The sequence below is a fragment of the Halomonas korlensis genome (genome assembly GCF_900116705.1).
In the GTDB taxonomy this organism is placed as follows: Bacteria; Pseudomonadota; Gammaproteobacteria; order Pseudomonadales; family Halomonadaceae; genus Halomonas; species Halomonas korlensis.
Window position 1 is genome coordinate 1 of record NZ_FPBP01000020.1, and the last position, 16272, is coordinate 16272.

Genomic DNA, 16272 nt, shown 5'->3' on the forward strand with positions numbered 1-16272 from the left:
GCCAGCCGCTGTTCGGCCTCGCGAGCGGCGTCCAGGTCATCGCTGTGGACAGCACCCAGTCCGCGTGCAAACCAGGTCAGCCCATCCGGCCAGGGAAACATATCCCAATCAATATAGTCTGGCGTGCGGGGTGCCATAGCCGCTGCCGCTTCCCAATTCCGTGTCTCGACAGCCAGCCTGGCCGGTATCGACGCCAAGTGGTAGGCCCCGGGGAAGTTGGCCTGGTGCGGCCCGTTTGCCTGAGCCGTTTCCCAAACCTTGTGCGCCTCACTGTCCTCGCCGCGTTGGAGGTGGCCATAAACCAGATAATCGAGGGCGTGGATGTAGTGAAACGACGTTGCGCCACCCTCCTTATGATTCACTGCAACCTCAGCGGAGCGGCGATTCCAATCAATCACGTTGGGCCAGTCGCCAAGCCGGACATAAATATGGGATGGCATATGCAGGGCATGGGGCACGTCTGGAGCAATCTCACCGTAAGATTCGACGATCTCTGGCGCATTTCCTCCGCGTCCATCGGCATCGGTGGCATGGATCGTGTAATGGACTGCCCCAGGATGGGTGGGATCGGTTTCCCAGGCAGTGCGCAGAACCTGCTCTGCCTCGTTGTGCAGCGCCTTTCGGTCGTCAGCAAATTGCGCCAGTGTCAGCCGCGAAAGCGCGTAAAACGTGGCAACGTCGAGATCCCCAGGGTAGGACGCATAAGCGGAGGCCATCCCCTCGATCCAACCTGCCAGCCGCGCCTGGACGCGGTCGGTCTCTGGCTCGAAAAAGGCGGCGGACGCCTCAATCAGCAATCGCTCACGCTCGTCCTCGACGTTTTCGCGCGCTTCCTGGATGGCCTGACGGCCCTGGGCGATATCATCCGCACTTGGCGTCGTGCTCCATAGCGGCTGAAACAGGGAAGTGGCTGTGCCCCAGTGCGCCATTGCGCAATTGGGGTCGGCCTGAATAATCGCTTCAAACTCGGCCTTGGCCTGGGCGTACATCATGTGATGCATCATTCCCAGTGCGTGATCGACATCAGCGCGCACATCTTCAGCACATTGCGCCTTGAAACTGATCGTGCCAACGGCATTTTCGCCGTTGGCCGTATGCTTATCGTGCGTAGCGTCCTGGTGCGCCGAAGCAGGAAGGGCAATGCTTAAAGTTGCGACAAATAGGGCAAAGCGGAAAGCCGTGTTCATGACGACACCCCCTAGAACCATTGAGTGGCGGGACCGGGCATGTCGTAAAACGGTCGGGGGCTGAAAACATACTGACAGTCATTGACCCTGCATGCTCAGCTACTACTACAAATCTAGTCCAATACCGGTTGATCGGCGAGAGGGGATTGCTCTGTTCGAAGGATGGGAGTCGCCGAGGCCCGCGCCTTACCGAGGTCGCCATGGACGACAGGCACCGTCTATTGACTGGGCCGAGATAAAGAAGCAGCGCTACTGCTGAGCAAGGGAGAACTGTTATTTTTCATCGCTACGTGTATGGTCCCGGCAAGTAGTGGCCTATGGCATGAACCATTGTCCATTGAGGATCCAGGGCTCAACTGCTTCATCAATGCGCCACGACCACGCACGCCAACCGTGCAGAGATACAATGGCATCTTCTGGATCCTCTGTTCCTGTGCCAAATGTCGGGTAATCACGGGAGCTTGCGGCTGTCTTCGTCGCTGAACTTTCAGGTGTACCCGACGCCATCGCTTCCGCATTGACGAGTCGCCCACGACCTAGGCCACCTACCGACACGATTCCAGCTTCATGCGCCGCTGTGTGCGCTCGGTGATGAAGATGCTGGGCCGCTCAGCAAGCCCAACGTCGAGGCCAAAATCTTCAGTCAGATGGTGCACGTGGAACAGGCAGTGCACTGTATCAACGGCGAGTTCCTGATGTTGGAGTGGCATCTCGGCCACGAGGTCCGGGTACCTGGCCGACAATATCAACGGGATCGATTTCACCAGTTACACTGCCCAGACACATGAGAAGCTGGCTGAGCTTGAAAATGAATAGAATGCCGAGAATCACCAATCGGCCGCCAATAGCATCACACCGCCAACTTAAGAGCATGCCCAGCCCGCCAAACGGAACGGCCATAAGGTCCGACACATAACCGCCTCATGGTTATACGACGTCAACTACTTTGGCCGGTTGTGCCAAAGTAGTTGAGTCTTTATATTACGAGAACACGTTATTCCAAGGTGGTAAATTTGCACTAGTGTACAAAGTGACCTGGATACTCACTTTGGCTTAGAATGCTCAGTGACCTGAATACTTATAACGCCCCCCTGAAATGGAAGCTTGCAGGTCAATTCGTAATATCCTGCAGGAGCACTCTGCCGAGCGACCAAACGATAATTCCCTCGTCCGTTTCGGGTGTGTTTAAAGCTATCCTGAATTCTTGTGGGAAGCGTTCCGCCCACACGATTTCCAAACATGTCCCTGCTGTAGAGTTCACAGTCGAGCGGGTTACGACGTGCATCTAGCGTGTGGTTGGTTTCTACACGGATCTGAACACTAGGCAGGCCGTTCGAGTTATGGGTGTTATGCCGTATGATCGGGCAAGTGACACTTCTTAGGGCACCACTGCCATCAAGGTTGAATGTTCCAACACTTCGATGCACGATATGGGGTAGTGACGCAGGTGAGTCTGGCTGTCACATACTGCCAGGAATAATAGTCATTATTTCTTCTGCGGATACTTCCGTTACGAAAAGTATAATTCCGATGATCGTAGTTAATATGAAATTTTTTTTCATGACTGATTCCTTTTTTACCAAATGCATAGTGTCTCAAAAGATTCTGCACTCAATTCCGGTAATTTGTATTTACACCCAAGCCATGGCCTTCACCAGACGTGGATCATTGTTGATAGGTAACCAACGACGTATAGGCATTATTTATAACTGCAGTATTAGAGTGATTTTTGTTGTCTGGCTAACTATCAGTGCCTACTACTATAACCGTAATTGGTTGACTTACGCTTTAAAGTAGAGCCTTCTTTCGATACAGGGATGTCATGGTGTGCTGTGATTTTCCTGATTTCTCAGCTATGCCAGCTCCCAGGGAAGTGCTTTCATCGCTCGCGAGCTGTACCTGCCGGACGCTCGAACACAGGATCGTTAATGCTGTAGCAAGGCCGGGATTCCCGATGAGGTCGGCTTTGCCAGCAAGCCGGAACTGGCCCGGCGAATGCTGGAACGGGCGCTTTATAATGGCATGCCTGCCGGCTGTGTCACCGGAGATGCCGTCTATGGGGGCAACCGTAGCCTTCGCCTTTGGCCCGAACAGCGGGAACAACCCTTTCGTCCTCGCCGTGCCATGCAATGAGCCGTTAGTGTGGCAGGGGCCAGAGTATATCCGAGCCGACGAGATAGCCGATGCGCTGCCACGCGATGCCTGGCATCGTCTTTCCGCCGGCAGCGGCAGCAAGGACGAACACTGGTACGGCTGGGCCATGACTCCCTTATGGCGTCTCCCATTAGCGGAAGAAGCGCCACACTGGGGCCATTACCTATTAATTCGCCAATCGTGCGCTGACCCCACCGACCGGGCGTTCTACATGGCGTTTGCTTCCCGCGATCAGGTCTCGCTGGATGCCCTGATCCGGGTCGCCAGCCAACGTTGGCCTATCGAGCAAGGCTTTCAGACCGCCAAGGGAGAAGGTGGCCTGGAGCAGTAGAAGGTCCGCCGCTGGTCGGGCGGGTACCGGCATATTACGCTCGCTCTTCTGGCGTATGCCTTGCTCGCTGTGATGCGCCAAACAGGCCATCAACGTCCCACCTACGAATCGACCTGACGCTTCCGGAGATCAGGAAGTGACTGATTCGCCTGGTGTGGCGGGGCATGGAAACCGCTTCGCATGGGTGGCATGGGTCCGACCGGCGTCGACGACATCAATACCGTGCCTGGCAGCGCCACCGTAGAAGGCGACAGAAGTATGCCGAAACTTCACAGCAATTACGGCTGTAGTAGTTTGGGTTGGGTTTTGAGGCCATAACCGACTCCTCTAGTTGCGCAGAGGGCCGGGCGTCCTGCTCTTTCAAAATTTCAACAAATAGTGTAAGCCATTCTCTTGTGCCGAATTTTTTCCTTTCTGCCAATCGAGCAGCCAGCTCGCGGCGGGGATGGCCGTGCCGGAAGCGAGGCCGAGCCCGGCCGTCGTCAGGGCAATGGGGGTGATCGGGGCGGCGAAGACTGCCAATAAGGCGGAGGCCGCGCCAATGCTGATGCCAGCAGCCGCAAGCAACCGCTTCGTGCGTTCAGTGAGCCCGGTATCAAGGGCTTTGCGGGCCTCGTCCAGTTCCCTGGCGATGGCGGGAATAGTCTTGCGTTCAAGCGTATTGGCGAAGTCAGCGCTCCACGGCTCGGACTCGATCTGGCGTGCCATCCAGCCTAACTTGTCGCGGGCCTGAGCTAGAGTGGCAGCGTGCCTTTGGCGGTGCTCCAGAACTTCCTCAAGAGGGATGATCGGGCTGAGGATGGGCAGCGTAAGTTGCGTATCGGTCAGCGTGGTAGCCGCCAGTTCATCGGTCTTGAGTTGGCGTGCCCGCACACGGTCGCTCACTACCTGCTGGATAGCCGGCTCTTGGGTGGCGCGGCGGAGCTTTAGCGCAAGGGCCTGGCTGTGGAATGGATTGTCGGCGATCGGAGTGGCGCCGGCGTGTAGCAGGCCGGTGAAGAGGGCGTGGTTCATCATGATTGACTCGCCGAGGGCCAGCGGTAAGTCGGCATAGCGGTACTCGACCGCGCCGTCGTAGCCTTCGCGATATTCGTCGTAGGCCTGGCCCGACTGGGCGTAGGCATAGTACTCGGCGGCCCCGCCCTCGCTGTGGTTGGTGGCAGTGCCCGACACCTCGCGGGCGAGATCGCCGAGCAGGTAACGCATGGCCTCGTCCTCCTTCAAGCCACGCGGTAGCTTGGCGAAGGAGAGCGTCCATCGCTGCTTGCCCGTCGCGTAGCTGTGGCCCTCGCACATGTGTAGGAACTCGGGGTCGGCCATGTCGCGACGGATGGCGTCGACGATGGCGCCGGCGTGCCGAGCGAGGGCCGCGGCGGGCGTCACCACCTCGAGGATGCCAGCGTCCTGAAGAAGTATCACAGCATCGCGGGCGACGTGGTCGGCCCCGACCGTGTCCCAGCTCGCGCCGACCGGGTCGAGAATGACCAGTTTGTCGAACCAGAGTGCCGCCACCTTCAAAAGTGGAAGCTGAGCATCCGTAAAAGAGGCGTAGGGAAAGTAGAAGAGAGTGTTTTCGTTCATGATTATTCCATAGTTAGTTGTTCTAACAGTTGATTTTTCTGGTTATATTTATCGTCCGCAGTGCTTTTAGTTAGTAGCGCTGCCTTGGCATACGCCCTGTTGTGGCAATTGAACCTAAATAAATTGGCGGTCATTTAGTTATTCCGCACAGTCGGCGCCGGGTGATGATCAGACGCATGCAGAAGCGGGTACAGTAGCGACGTAGCGGATCGCTGTCGTAGCCCTTGTCCGCGACCACGTACCGACAGCGCTTACGAGGACGACCCCGATCGCCGGGCAATTGCACCTGCTCAAGCAGCTCGAAGAAATGTCGCGAATCGGCCTGATGCCCCGCTGACAACGTGAAGCTCAACGGGAGCCCCCGAGCATCGCACAGCAGGTGCAGCTTGGTAGTCAGCCCGCCACGACTGCGCCCCAAGGCATGATCTGCATGATCTACCGGTTCTTCCGGCCCCCCCTTTTTACCGACACCCCCGGGGGCACGGGTCGCCCGACTCGACTTCGAATCGGCCATCCAGGCGTCGAGATCCATGAGCCCATCCTTGCCCAGGCGAAGATGCAGACGAGCCAGTGCCTGATCGAAGGTGCCGTCATCGCGCCACTGACGGAATCGCTGATAGTCGGTCTCCCATGGGCCATAGCGCTCCGGAAGGTCCCGCCGCTTGGCCCCGGAGCAGAGGATCCAGAAGATGCCGTTGAGTATCTTGCGGTCGTCTCGTCGTGGACGCCCCATGACCTGCGGCGGGGAAACGAACTCCTCGATCATGCGCCAGCGCTCGTCGGAAAGTTCGTGATGTCCTGCCATACGCGCCTTCCCTGTCATGACAGGAGGTGGTGTGGCAATCATGGCTTTTCAGACAGAACGTAGACAGCTTGTGGCTCGGGAGTCCAGAAGGTGGCGGCCCTCATGGGCAAGACGGCGGCTCGGGCGGCGGAGCGACACAGCGGGGCGAGGGCTCGGTTGCTGTATAGCCGAAGACGAGCCAGGCGTTGCAGATCTTCAGTGCCCTCGGGTCGAAGGCGAGCACGCCGAGCACGGTGTCATGGCCCGCCAGCTCCACCGGGTCGATCTCCAGGACGCCGTGGAAGAAGCCCGGCCAGGCGGCGTCGGCCACGCAGTCCACGGTGAAGACCCCTTCGCGGCAGGTGTCGGGTCGGATCGTCTCCACCCGCTCGCTGGCAAAGAAGATCGCCCGCAGCGGGCGGCTCGGATCGGCATCCGGCGCCTCGCAGAGTATCTCGATGCGTCCGACCACGGGCCGGCGGTTGCCGGTGAGGAAGGGAAACATCGCGCGGTCGAGGGCGAGGCCGAGATAGTCGGTCCCTTCCCTCGACATCCCGTGGTGCCCCGGAGCTGCCATTCGCCGCCACCGCCCGGGCATCTCGCGCTTCGCGTCAATGAAGCGCTGGCCCGACCCCGGTAGATACCGCCGTGCGCACTCCCAGGCGGCGGCGCGAAGGAGATGGCCGCCCTCATGGGCTACGTAGCGCATGTGCAGTACCAGATCAGCCACCGTCTCGAGATCGAAGCGGTTGGTTTCGGGGGGCAGCTCGATGCAGAGCCGGCATACGGCTCCCTGATACTCAAAGGGTAGATAGCGCAAATCGTTCAGATCGAGCGAGAAGAGCCCCGCATCCTCTTGACCCGAAGACGTGGCAATCGCCTCCGCCGCGCCATAAAGATGCGCCACGCGCGGATCGTCGGGCAGGGGTTCGTAGCCCGAGTTGCAGCCCATGTCGTCGCAGCAGCGATGGTCGGCCGTGCGTACCTCCGGGCTCACACGGATTGATGATGCGAGCAGCATGACCTTGCACTGGATTCCCTGATAGGGGCCAACCACACAAGGAAGGCTCACGGCAAGGCTGCGGATGCGCCGCAGGTAGTGCCCCGGATAGTCGAGGTCGAAGAGCCATTCGGGTAGCTCGACCACGCAGCGCCCGGTGGCGACGAGTTGCAGGAAGGCGGTAGGGAAATGCTGGCGTAGCGAGATGTGCTTGGTGAGCTCATAGGGGCGTCTGTCACGGTCCTCATAGGCCTTCTGCATGCGTGCAAGTGCGAGGCCCAGTCGGTCGCCGTCGAGGAGTCGCTCATGCAGGCTGTCGGGTGCATCGAGCGACACAAAGCGTTCGGTCGAGAGCTCGCGCTCGAAGTTGAAGGCGGCCTCGGCGTCAAGCGCGCAGACGAGCGCCAGATCGTGGCACTGGGCGTGGAGTGCCGCGAGCTCCTTCTGCATCCACAGGAAGAGCTCATGGCTGGTGAACTTGTCGCGCAGAAAGTTGTGCAACTCGGCGGTGTTGGCGATGCTCGCCCGATGCGCGTTGAGCTCGCGCAGGGCGGCGTCGCGACGGCGCTCGGCGGCGAGAATCTCGCGCTCGTTGCGGGCGACGTCGATGGTGACGACGTCGATCTGGTGGCGCCATTCGTCCTCGCGCCGCTCCCAGCCATCCTTGGTCAGCCCCAGCGAGGCCACCGTGTTGACGATATCGGCAGCGACGTTCACCACCGTTCCGATCGAGGAGAAGATCATCGCGAGCTTCTTGCCGGGCGGCAGGGTGACGAAGTTGCATGGAAAGCCCACATTCGGATCCGGGATAAGGTTCATCGCCTGGCCGATTGCCTCCACCACATTGCCGGCGGCGCGCAGCCCGGTCGCGGTACCGATCAGCGGCTCGTATTGCGATTCGCCCGAGAGGAGCCCCGCCGCGAGAAGGTTCTGGTAGTAGGTGAGGTTGGTGATCGAGGCTTCTTTCGACTTGCGAAGGGCCTGCACCGTCCAGTCCGTCTCGCGCCACTGGTTCTGGCGGATCTCGAGCATTAGATCGTTGATCTGGCGCTGATGCTTGGTAGTGAGCTGGGAGAGGAATTCCGCATCGCCCGATTGAAACGCCTGCTGGAGCGCCCGGCCGAGCTGGGCGCATTCGCCGGCCACCCTCCGGGCGCGCTCGACGAGCACGGTGAAGCGGTGCGGGCTCTTGCGCCGGCACCATTGCGCCACATCAAGGCAGGGGTCGCCCGAGAGCTTGCAACATTCGCGGGCGAGATCCTCCGAGAAGTAAGGCTGCACGGCCCAGGGCCGGCTACACTTGTGGCGATGCGAGTCGAGGCAGGCATGGATGCGCCCCTCGATGTCCTCGGCCTTCTCATAGAGGCACATCAGCCGCGGGTTGAGCGGTGCGCAGGCGAGCGTCACGTCGCGGACCGGCAGGGCGGGCGCCTCGCCCGGCTTGACCACGACGGTCTTCGGCATCGCGCCGAGGACCCGCCGCGCCGTGTCGGCCAGAAGCCGCGCGCGTTGATAGACTTCAGGCGTATCCTTGCGGATCAGAGCCTCGGCCCAATGAAGCAGGATCTCGCCATAGAGCATCATCACGAGCCGACGCTCGGCGCGGGTGTCGGAGACCGGGTCGCTCGGGCAGCAGCAGATGCCGGGCCGCGGCAGGAGGACGGGGTTGATCACTGCAGGCACAGGGACCGGAAGTTCGGGATCATCCGGGTCGTCGGGATCATCCGGAAACGTGGGATCGGGCAGGCGTGGGCGATCGCAGGCCGCCCAAATATTGTCACCCTGAAGAGTCGGGAACTCGAGCTCGAGCCACTTCAACGCGTCCTCATAATGGCAATGGGCGGCTAGATGCTCGGCCACCGCGAGCACCGCCCCGAAGGTCTTTTTGGGCAGCACCGGCGCACCGGGACAGGCGAAGGCAAACCAAGGGAAGGCCGCAAGCCCACCGGGAAGCGCCGGGACATCCGCCGGTTGAAGCGCCGGCAGGGGCGTTGCGGTATCGGGGGCAATGTCGTAGCGGAAACCCGGCACGGGATCGTCGGGATAGCCGATGCGCGCCTCGCCGCCCTCGACGTCGAAGAAGAGGGAATCAGCCTCGCGGCCGCGGAAGCTGATCTCGGGTAGGCTGGCGGCAAGACCCTCGCTCAGCAGCACCCCCTCGCTCGACCGCCGCGGCGGCTGGAACTCGCCATTGTGCACGCGGCTCCAGTTGAGCCTTGCGATACGCCGCGGCGCCCAGGCGAGCGCGCCGGGGAGCGCGGTCTCGTCATGCCAGACCGTGTCGGGGACGGGCCGTTCGCCGCCGTCCTCCGGCACGATCTCGTCGTCGTTGATCAGTTGGCCGTCCTCGTCGAAGAGCGTTCTCGATACCCATTCGGCCTGCTGCTCCGCGTCTTCGGGGAGGTATTCCTCGGAGACGTCGATCCAGAAGTAATACTCGTCGATCATCGGTGGGTGGTCGCGCCCACAGCACTGGCAGCACCAAGACGGTGCAGACCGGTCACATTTCGCCGTATAGCTCGCCGAGGCGGCAGGCAGGGCGGCGGCCGCCACGCGCAGGAACTTCGCCCCGAGACGCACCGGCGCTTCGAACCACATCGGCAGGGACTGGCCGGCTCCTGTCGCGAGGCTCGGCTGGGTCGCCGAGGCGATGCCGGTCGGGTGGGTGAAGAGGATCACCGGATCGGACTCGTCGTCGCCGGGCCGGCGCGGGCCACCGTCAAGCGGTGCGAGCCAGTTGGGCCGTGCATGCCGGTCGGGAATGCCCATGAGCCCGATCCCCTGGCGCGGCGGCTCGAGCCGCCGCTGGGTAGCGGGCTCGCGCTTTTGCAGGAGCGTGAGTGCTTGGGCGGGGGCCAGATCAGCACTCGGCCAATGCACGCCGCCGCCCGGAACTGGCAGGGTGAGATCGCTCCGCCGCAGCTCGCTTTGCAAAAAGCGCATTGCTTCGGAGCCTTGCGCGACGGCCTCGGCGGTCCAGCCGATCCAGTTCTCACGGTAAATATCGCGGCGCTTGCAGGCCTGCCAAGTGCGGAAACCGGCGAATTTTCGGTCCCAGGCCATGGCGAACCCCGCCCCGGGGGTGAACCCCGCCTCGCGTCCCAGCCGCGCGCGGTCAACAAAAAGCTGCAGCGCGGTGATCGCCTCCTCGACCCGTGCAGCCTTCTGGCATAGGCCGGCCTCCACGTCGAGCAAGAGGAGGTCGGAGAGATCGCGTGCTATCGTCGCAAACCCGCCCCAGGGAAGCGCCACGCGGTTCATCGCGGTGAGGAAGGCGACCAGCGCGTCGCGCCCGCGCTCCCGCAGCCCATCATTGAGCCGCTCGATCTCCTTGTAGCGGCGTGGATCGTCGTTCTCGATGCAGCCGTCTCGATGGAACTTCGTGAGATTGGCAAGCCCCGCCATCTCTACCGGATGCGCTGCCCAGAGATGCGGCTCGGCCCCCCCGATATCGGCCTCCAGAAACGCCGCCCGCAGCCCCCGCAGCCAGCGATCGGCATGCCAGACGCGTACGGCCCAACGGTCGTCGATCAGATCCGGGCTGGTCACTTCGAATGTGAGCGAAACCTGCGCAGGATCAAAATACCTCAGAACCAACGGCACATGGCGGATGTTCACCCCGATATGGCGCAGAAGTTGGGCGGGCTCGTCGACATGCGCCTCGGCAGCCTCGTGAAAGAGGAGCGAGGCGGAGGGCTCGGGGCTTGTCCCGGTGGCTGCGCGCATCACCGAATAGTCGAAGAGTCGCTCGAACCAGTCGAACAGCGCAGCCATGCGCTGCGGGCTCGGGTCGACGCGCTGATCTTGCGCCGGCGTCGGGGGCGCGTAATTGTCGAGCACCGGGAAAAGGTTCATGTCGAAGTCCGCGCGGTGCGTCTGGAACCCGCCCCCGGGGTCGAAATGCGTCTGGCCGGAGAATGCGGCGGGCTGGCTCAGCAAGTAGCCGAGTTCCGACTGGCCGCTGTCGGCAATAGAAATCGCCCCGAGATCTAGCCGGTCAGCAAAGAGCATCCCCTTCACGACCCGCTTCAGCGTGCGGCGCATCGAGCGTAGGCTCACCACATGGCGCAGCCCCAATGCGCCCAGCACGCCGGGCGAGGAGATGCCGGTGTCGAGCCCGTCATCCATCCGCTCGCCGATACCGATGAAGAGCTTGTCATGCGCGATCACCGCCCAGTCGCCGCCTGCATCGGGGCCGTCATACTTGATCTGGAAGCCGGTCGTCTGCGGGCAGACATCCTCGGGCCCGTCGAGCACCAGATCGAGGCGCTCGAACTCGATCTCGATGTCGTAGAACCCGCGCTCCAGATGGATCGGCTTGGCGCATTCGGCCGGCGCCTCCTCGTCATGATTGTGGGCGAGCAGCACCCACTCCTTCTGGCCCTGGGCAAGCCGCACCCGCCAGCCATGGAATCGCCGCAGCTCCTCGAAATCGGGGTGCTCGGCGCCGGGCCGCGGGGCGCCGGCGCGGAACCCGTACTCGCCCCCCTCTTCGATCAGCAGCACCCCGCGCCAGATCAGCGTGAAGGGCTCGGCTCCGCCCACCGGCGTGGCGTAGGAGTTGCCGAATGCAAAGCCGTTGCGGATCGCGACATGCTCGAGCTGTTCGGCCGTCAGCGTCGTGGTCATTGCCGGAATCAGCACTGGCAGTGGTGCGTTCGCCGCATTCTCTGCCTCACCAAAGGCGTCGAGCCCGCCGCGGGTCTCGCGCCAGCGGATGAGCGGCCCGGCCCCGCGATACTCCGCGATGAGTCCGGTGCCGACCACCCCATGCAGCGCGTGGAACGCGCCGCCATTGGGTCGCGGCCCCCAGAGGGCGCCAGGTGCCGCACCGCTGTCATCCTCCCAGGGAGCGGTGGCGGTGTTCTCGTCGGCCCAGAGATGGCGCAGGATCAAGAGCGCCGTCTCCGCCCCGTCGTGTTTTACATCGCCGGTGATCCGGTCGAGATGCCCCGCGAGATGCTCGGCCATGGCAAGGCTGCGGGCATGGAAGCGGGCGAAGCTCTGCCGGAACCAGGCCCATCGCGTCTCCTCGTCGGGCGCCTCGAGAAGCGCCTGTTCGGCCTCACTGTGGTTCTCGAAGAGGAACCCGAAGAAGGCGAGGAGCCGGCGCGGCGCCATGTAGAGATCGCTGATCGCCTGGCGTTCCTGCGGGTTGAGCTGGCGGATTCGGGCGAGCTTGACGATCACCGCGGCGTCGACGAGCGGCAGGGCTGTCTCCAACTCCTGACTTGCGACAAAGTAGCGGAACGGCCCCTCGGGCGTGTTCCACATCGCCTCGGAGGTGGCGGCTGAGGCAAGCGGCTCGCGCCAGACCTGGTCGGCAGGCGGCACCGGCGTGCCCTCGGACTCGAGCAGATCGGGGAAGAAGCGCTGGCCGAGCTCCACCCAGCGCGGGTCGCCATCGGGCAACCCGTAGGTGGTGCGCAACGTCTCGCCGATGCGCGCCCAGCTCCAGCCCTCGGGCTCGGCCTCGACCGCAAGAAGCGAGTCGCGCAGCGCAAACAGCGAGCTTTCCGCCTCGTTGTCGGGCAGATCGAAGGGCAGGTCGAGCGCCTCGTTGGGCGTCTGGGCCGGGAAGGGATCGTCACCCTGAAGCCGCGGATCGGCGGTGAAAAGGAAGAGGAGCTCGCCCACGCCGAATTTCGAGGCATAGATCTTGGCGAGGATCTCGGCAATCCGCTGGGTGCTGGTCGGCCGGGCATGCCATTCGAGGCCCGGCGTGCCGGGATCGAACCCCGCGAGCCGCGAGAGCGGGTCGAGATTGCGCTGCAGGAGCTTGAGGAACTCGGGCAGCCGGCAGGGGCAGCGATAGACCCCCAGCGCGTATTGCTGGATCTGGTTCATGAGATGCCCGACCGCCCAGTCGAACTTTGTGGCCCCCGGCGACCAAAACGCCAGGAGATGCGTGCGCGCCGCTCCTATGGCCGTGGGCGAGGGCGGATCCTTGGGGTCGGTCAGCTGCAGGGAGAAGTCGCGGCGCAGCATCAGGAAGGCGGCAAGCTGCGGAATGAAGCCAGCATTCGCGGTGTTGCCGTTGAAGAGGGTCAAGACGCTTGCGGTATCGGCTAGCTCGGCAAAGCTTAGCGTGGTATGCGGTGCGCGGCCGAGGCTTCGCCGGAGCCGGATGAAGACCGAGAGGCGCTTGAGCGGCCCGAAGAGGTCGGGATCCTCGGGGAACTCGATGAGGTGCTCCTCAAGGCAGCAGGGCTCGCACTCGGGCAGCACATCCTCCCGGCGGTGCCGGACACGGAGCGTGACGAAGCCCGAGAGCACCAGATCGCGGAACTCGCAGTAGCTCAGGCAGGTCCGTTCCAGAAACACCGAGAGGATGCGGACCTCGTCCATCCAGGCATTGGGGTTGTCGTCCGGGGGGGGCGGAAACCCGAAATGCGAGGGGAGCGCCGCCGGGCCGAGCTGTCCCGGGCTGTAGAGTACGTCGAACTCCTCCTGCGAGATGCCGAGGTACTCGAGCGCCAGGGGTCGCGTGACGGGCAGACGCCAGAGATGGCTGCGGAACTCGGCGGGCGGCGTGGTGAGACCATGCACGAACGCGTGGATCTCGCGGGTAAAGCCCCGCATCGTGGCAAAGCGACTGGTGCGGAGCGTGTCGAGCGTCGAGCGGGCCACGTCGAGCGGCTGGTTGTAGGGCAGAACGCAGGCGGTGAAATCCTCCGCCAGAGTGTCCCAGGCGGTCTGCTCGGCAGTCGGGGTAGCGGGGGTGGAATGTTCAGGCAGCGCGCAGAAGAGGGTCTGCGCGTCATGCACTGTGGCGCCATCGGGCGGCGTCGGGTTGGTGCTGAGCACATGCCCGCCGACCGCATCTCGGTTGGAATCGTGCACTGCGCCGGGAAGCGTGCCCGCCGCCACTATGTGCTCAAGGGACTCATTCACAATGTCGATCACCGGGATCGGGATGCAGGCATTGGAATGGCTCGCAGCCAGAGCGCCCAAAGGCCCGCGCCTCGCGGCCAGCGCCACAGCGAGCGTCGTTCCGTCCGCCAGCGGATCGTCGCAGGTCGCCGCGTCGGTGACCTGCAAGAGCTCCTTAAGATAAGCGACCGGCCCCAGCGGCGAGAGATGCTTGGGCGGGATGCAGTTGACGAGCGACCCCCAGGGGTTGACCGGCGCGAAGGGGCCGGCGGGTTCGAGTGGCTGCGCGCCTTCAGCCTCGGCATTGGCAAGGATCGTGGCAGCGTGCTCATGCGCGACCGTGCCGATGAGCGCGCCCGAGAAGGCGGCGTTGTCGAGCCCGTCGAGATCGGCGGACCGCACGAAGCCGCGCACCCAGAGCGCCTCGGCCACCGAAAAGCGCAAGGGCTCGGGAGCGATCCCAACGGTCAGCGCAAGCACCGATTGGAGGCAGGAGAGCCAGCCGAGAAACGCCTCGCGCCCCTCCGGATCGTCGGGAAAGAGCGCGTCGACCGCCGCGGCGTCGGCCACCGGGTCGAAGGCCTCGACATCGACGCCGAGCGCCGCGAGCAGATCGTCCACCGGCGGATCGAGAAGCGGCAAGCTGCCGGGGGCGGCCGGATCGGGGGCGGCAAGCGCCACGGCCGCATCGAAGAAGCGCCGCAGATGGCGCAGGAAGGTCTGGGTCTGCTCGGAGACCGAGCCGGGATGGGTGAACGGCGGCAGCAGCGCCGGGTTGCCAGCAAAGAGTGCCGCCCACTCGCCATCCGGCAGGGCGCGCAGCCCGGCCACGCTGGAGATGCTTATCGGCGCGCTCGTCAGTGCCGTGATGAGATCCTGGTGGTCGTCGGTGACCGCGCAAAGGACGAGCGCGAAATGCCCGTCCGCCTGCACCGCGGTCATGCCGCTCCAGAAGGCGGCGATGTCCGAGGCGGACTCGGCCAGCCAGCCGTTGACGAGGTCCAGCTCGGGTGACCCGGTGACAGGGCATTCTGGCAGGCCGGTCTCGCGCGCCCCGCCAAGAGCGATCAGCCGACGCGCCGCCTGATGGATGGTGATCAGCCCGGTATCGTCGACGATGCCGTTGTGAAGCGCCTCCTCCAGCGTCGGGACTGTCGTCTCCTCGGAGCCAAAGAGCACCATCTTGCGGCGTTGCGCCGGGGCGACCTGCAGCGGCAACGTGGCGGTCAGCGCATAGACATAGGCAGCCGGCACCGCGAAGTGGGCGGAGGCGACGAGTCCTGTGAGCCGGATCCGCGCGGTGGCACCGCCCACATCTGCCGGATCGACCGGCACAGAGAGCACGGCTGCATCGCCGAGCGGGGCGGAGGCGAGTTCGGCCTCGATGCGCAGGGCCGCAGACAGCGTGAAGACGAAATTGGCCAGTCGCTCGGCAATAGCGTCATTGCCGACCTGATAGGTCTTCAGATCGCCCTCGAACGACGTGCGCGCGCGCTCGCTGGCGTCGTTCGCGGCGAAGGGCTCGGTGTAGATGTGATCGACCGCGAGATCCGGCGCAGGCAGCGGGCGCGCAGCCCGATCCCAGACGATCTCGTTTGCTACGTGCCGCGCCAGGATCGGCGTCAGATTAGCGATGTCGTTCGTATCGCCCGGATCAGCATTCAGCACCTGCTCGACCGCGGTCCGCAGCTGGTCGAAATTCGGCGCCGTGCCGTCCTCCGGCACGTTAAGCGTCCCACCGGTCTCCAGCCCGGGCGCCGGCAGGTAGAGGTAGAGGCTGACAAAGGGCTGACCGTTGAGAGTGAGACCCTGATAATCGATCGGATCGCCAGGAAGGCCACCCGGGCGCATGGGGATGTTGAAATAGCGGCGCTTGTGCTGGATCGTCGCACCGGACCGCTGGAGCGTGATCCGGAGGTCGACCGTGTTGTGCTCAGCCGGGGGCACACCGGCTTGCACCTCGATCAGTGCGGTGGCCACGGAGAACATCACGTTCCCGGCAGCCGGATTGACGGGATGCAGGCCGAAATGCTGGATGACCCGGGTGTCGGGGTCGTGGATCGGCTGATTGATTAGCGGCGGGTTCAGCGGCGTGGTGGGCTCGATGTATGCTGCCGTGCCCAATTGCGATGCAGGCGCGTTGGCGCCTGGATCCTCAAAGGAGGCGTCGAAAACGGTGACGGAAAGCCCGCTGAGGTAGTCCGTGAACGCCTCGGGCGAGACCGGGTGTTCCGGGAGAAGGCGGATGGCGATGAGGCGTGGCATGATCTATCCCTCCATGAGGCCTACTGTGGCGGGCTCGCGTATCTTGCGTTTGGCCTTCGTCAAGAGGCGAAATGCAACCGGAGACGAAGTGAACTGG

At 63.4% G+C, this 16272-nt stretch carries 5 protein-coding genes and 1 pseudogene; 2 read left to right on the top strand and 4 right to left on the bottom strand.

Features of this window, described 5'->3' with window-relative positions; translation table 11 throughout:
* Positions 1-1187 (bottom strand): tetratricopeptide repeat protein (locus tag BM341_RS17965; RefSeq protein WP_089797541.1); only part of this gene is annotated, 1187 nt, incomplete at its 3' end.
* A 1947-nt stretch (positions 1188-3134) separates the two neighbouring features.
* Here BM341_RS17965 and BM341_RS19815 point away from each other — a divergent pair.
* Together BM341_RS19815 and BM341_RS17980 are read left to right on the top strand one after the other, a co-directional pair.
* On the top strand, positions 3135-3320 hold the full coding sequence (locus tag BM341_RS19815; RefSeq protein ID WP_089797545.1) for a transposase: 186 nt from the start codon (positions 3135-3137) through the stop codon (positions 3318-3320).
* A complete protein-coding gene (locus BM341_RS17980) occupies positions 3244-3672 on the top strand; it encodes a hypothetical protein (RefSeq protein WP_139233037.1) in 429 nt (142 codons plus the stop codon). Before BM341_RS19815 ends, BM341_RS17980 begins: the two co-directional genes overlap by 77 nt.
* Positions 3673-4032: 360 nt before the next feature.
* On the opposite strand, the gene BM341_RS17985 is transcribed toward BM341_RS17980, so the two are convergent.
* The 3 genes and pseudogenes from BM341_RS17985 to BM341_RS17995 form a co-directional block, all read right to left on the bottom strand.
* Entirely contained in the window at positions 4033-5253 is a 1221-nt protein-coding gene (locus BM341_RS17985; RefSeq protein WP_089797549.1) for a hypothetical protein, read from the bottom strand.
* A gap of 148 nt (positions 5254-5401) precedes the next feature.
* Positions 5402-6058: pseudogene (locus BM341_RS17990) on the bottom strand (IS5 family transposase); the annotation flags it as partial.
* Positions 6059-6158: 100 nt separating this feature from the next.
* On the bottom strand, positions 6159-16175 hold the full coding sequence (locus BM341_RS17995; protein ID WP_089797553.1) for a Tc toxin subunit A-related protein: 10017 nt from the start codon (positions 16173-16175) through the stop codon (positions 6159-6161).
* Positions 16176-16272: the final 97 nt, after the last annotated feature.

What these genes read in the sequence shown, in the direction of transcription:
- BM341_RS17980 (WP_139233037.1), top strand. Translation starts at nt 3,244, where the DNA reads ATGGGGGCAACCGTAGCCTTCGCCTTTGGCCCGAACAGCGGGAACAAC.
- BM341_RS17985 (WP_089797549.1), bottom strand. Translation starts at nt 5,253, where the DNA reads ATGAACGAAAACACTCTCTTCTACTTTCCCTACGCCTCTTTTACGGAT.
- BM341_RS17995 (WP_089797553.1), bottom strand. Translation starts at nt 16,175, where the DNA reads ATGCCACGCCTCATCGCCATCCGCCTTCTCCCGGAACACCCGGTCTCG.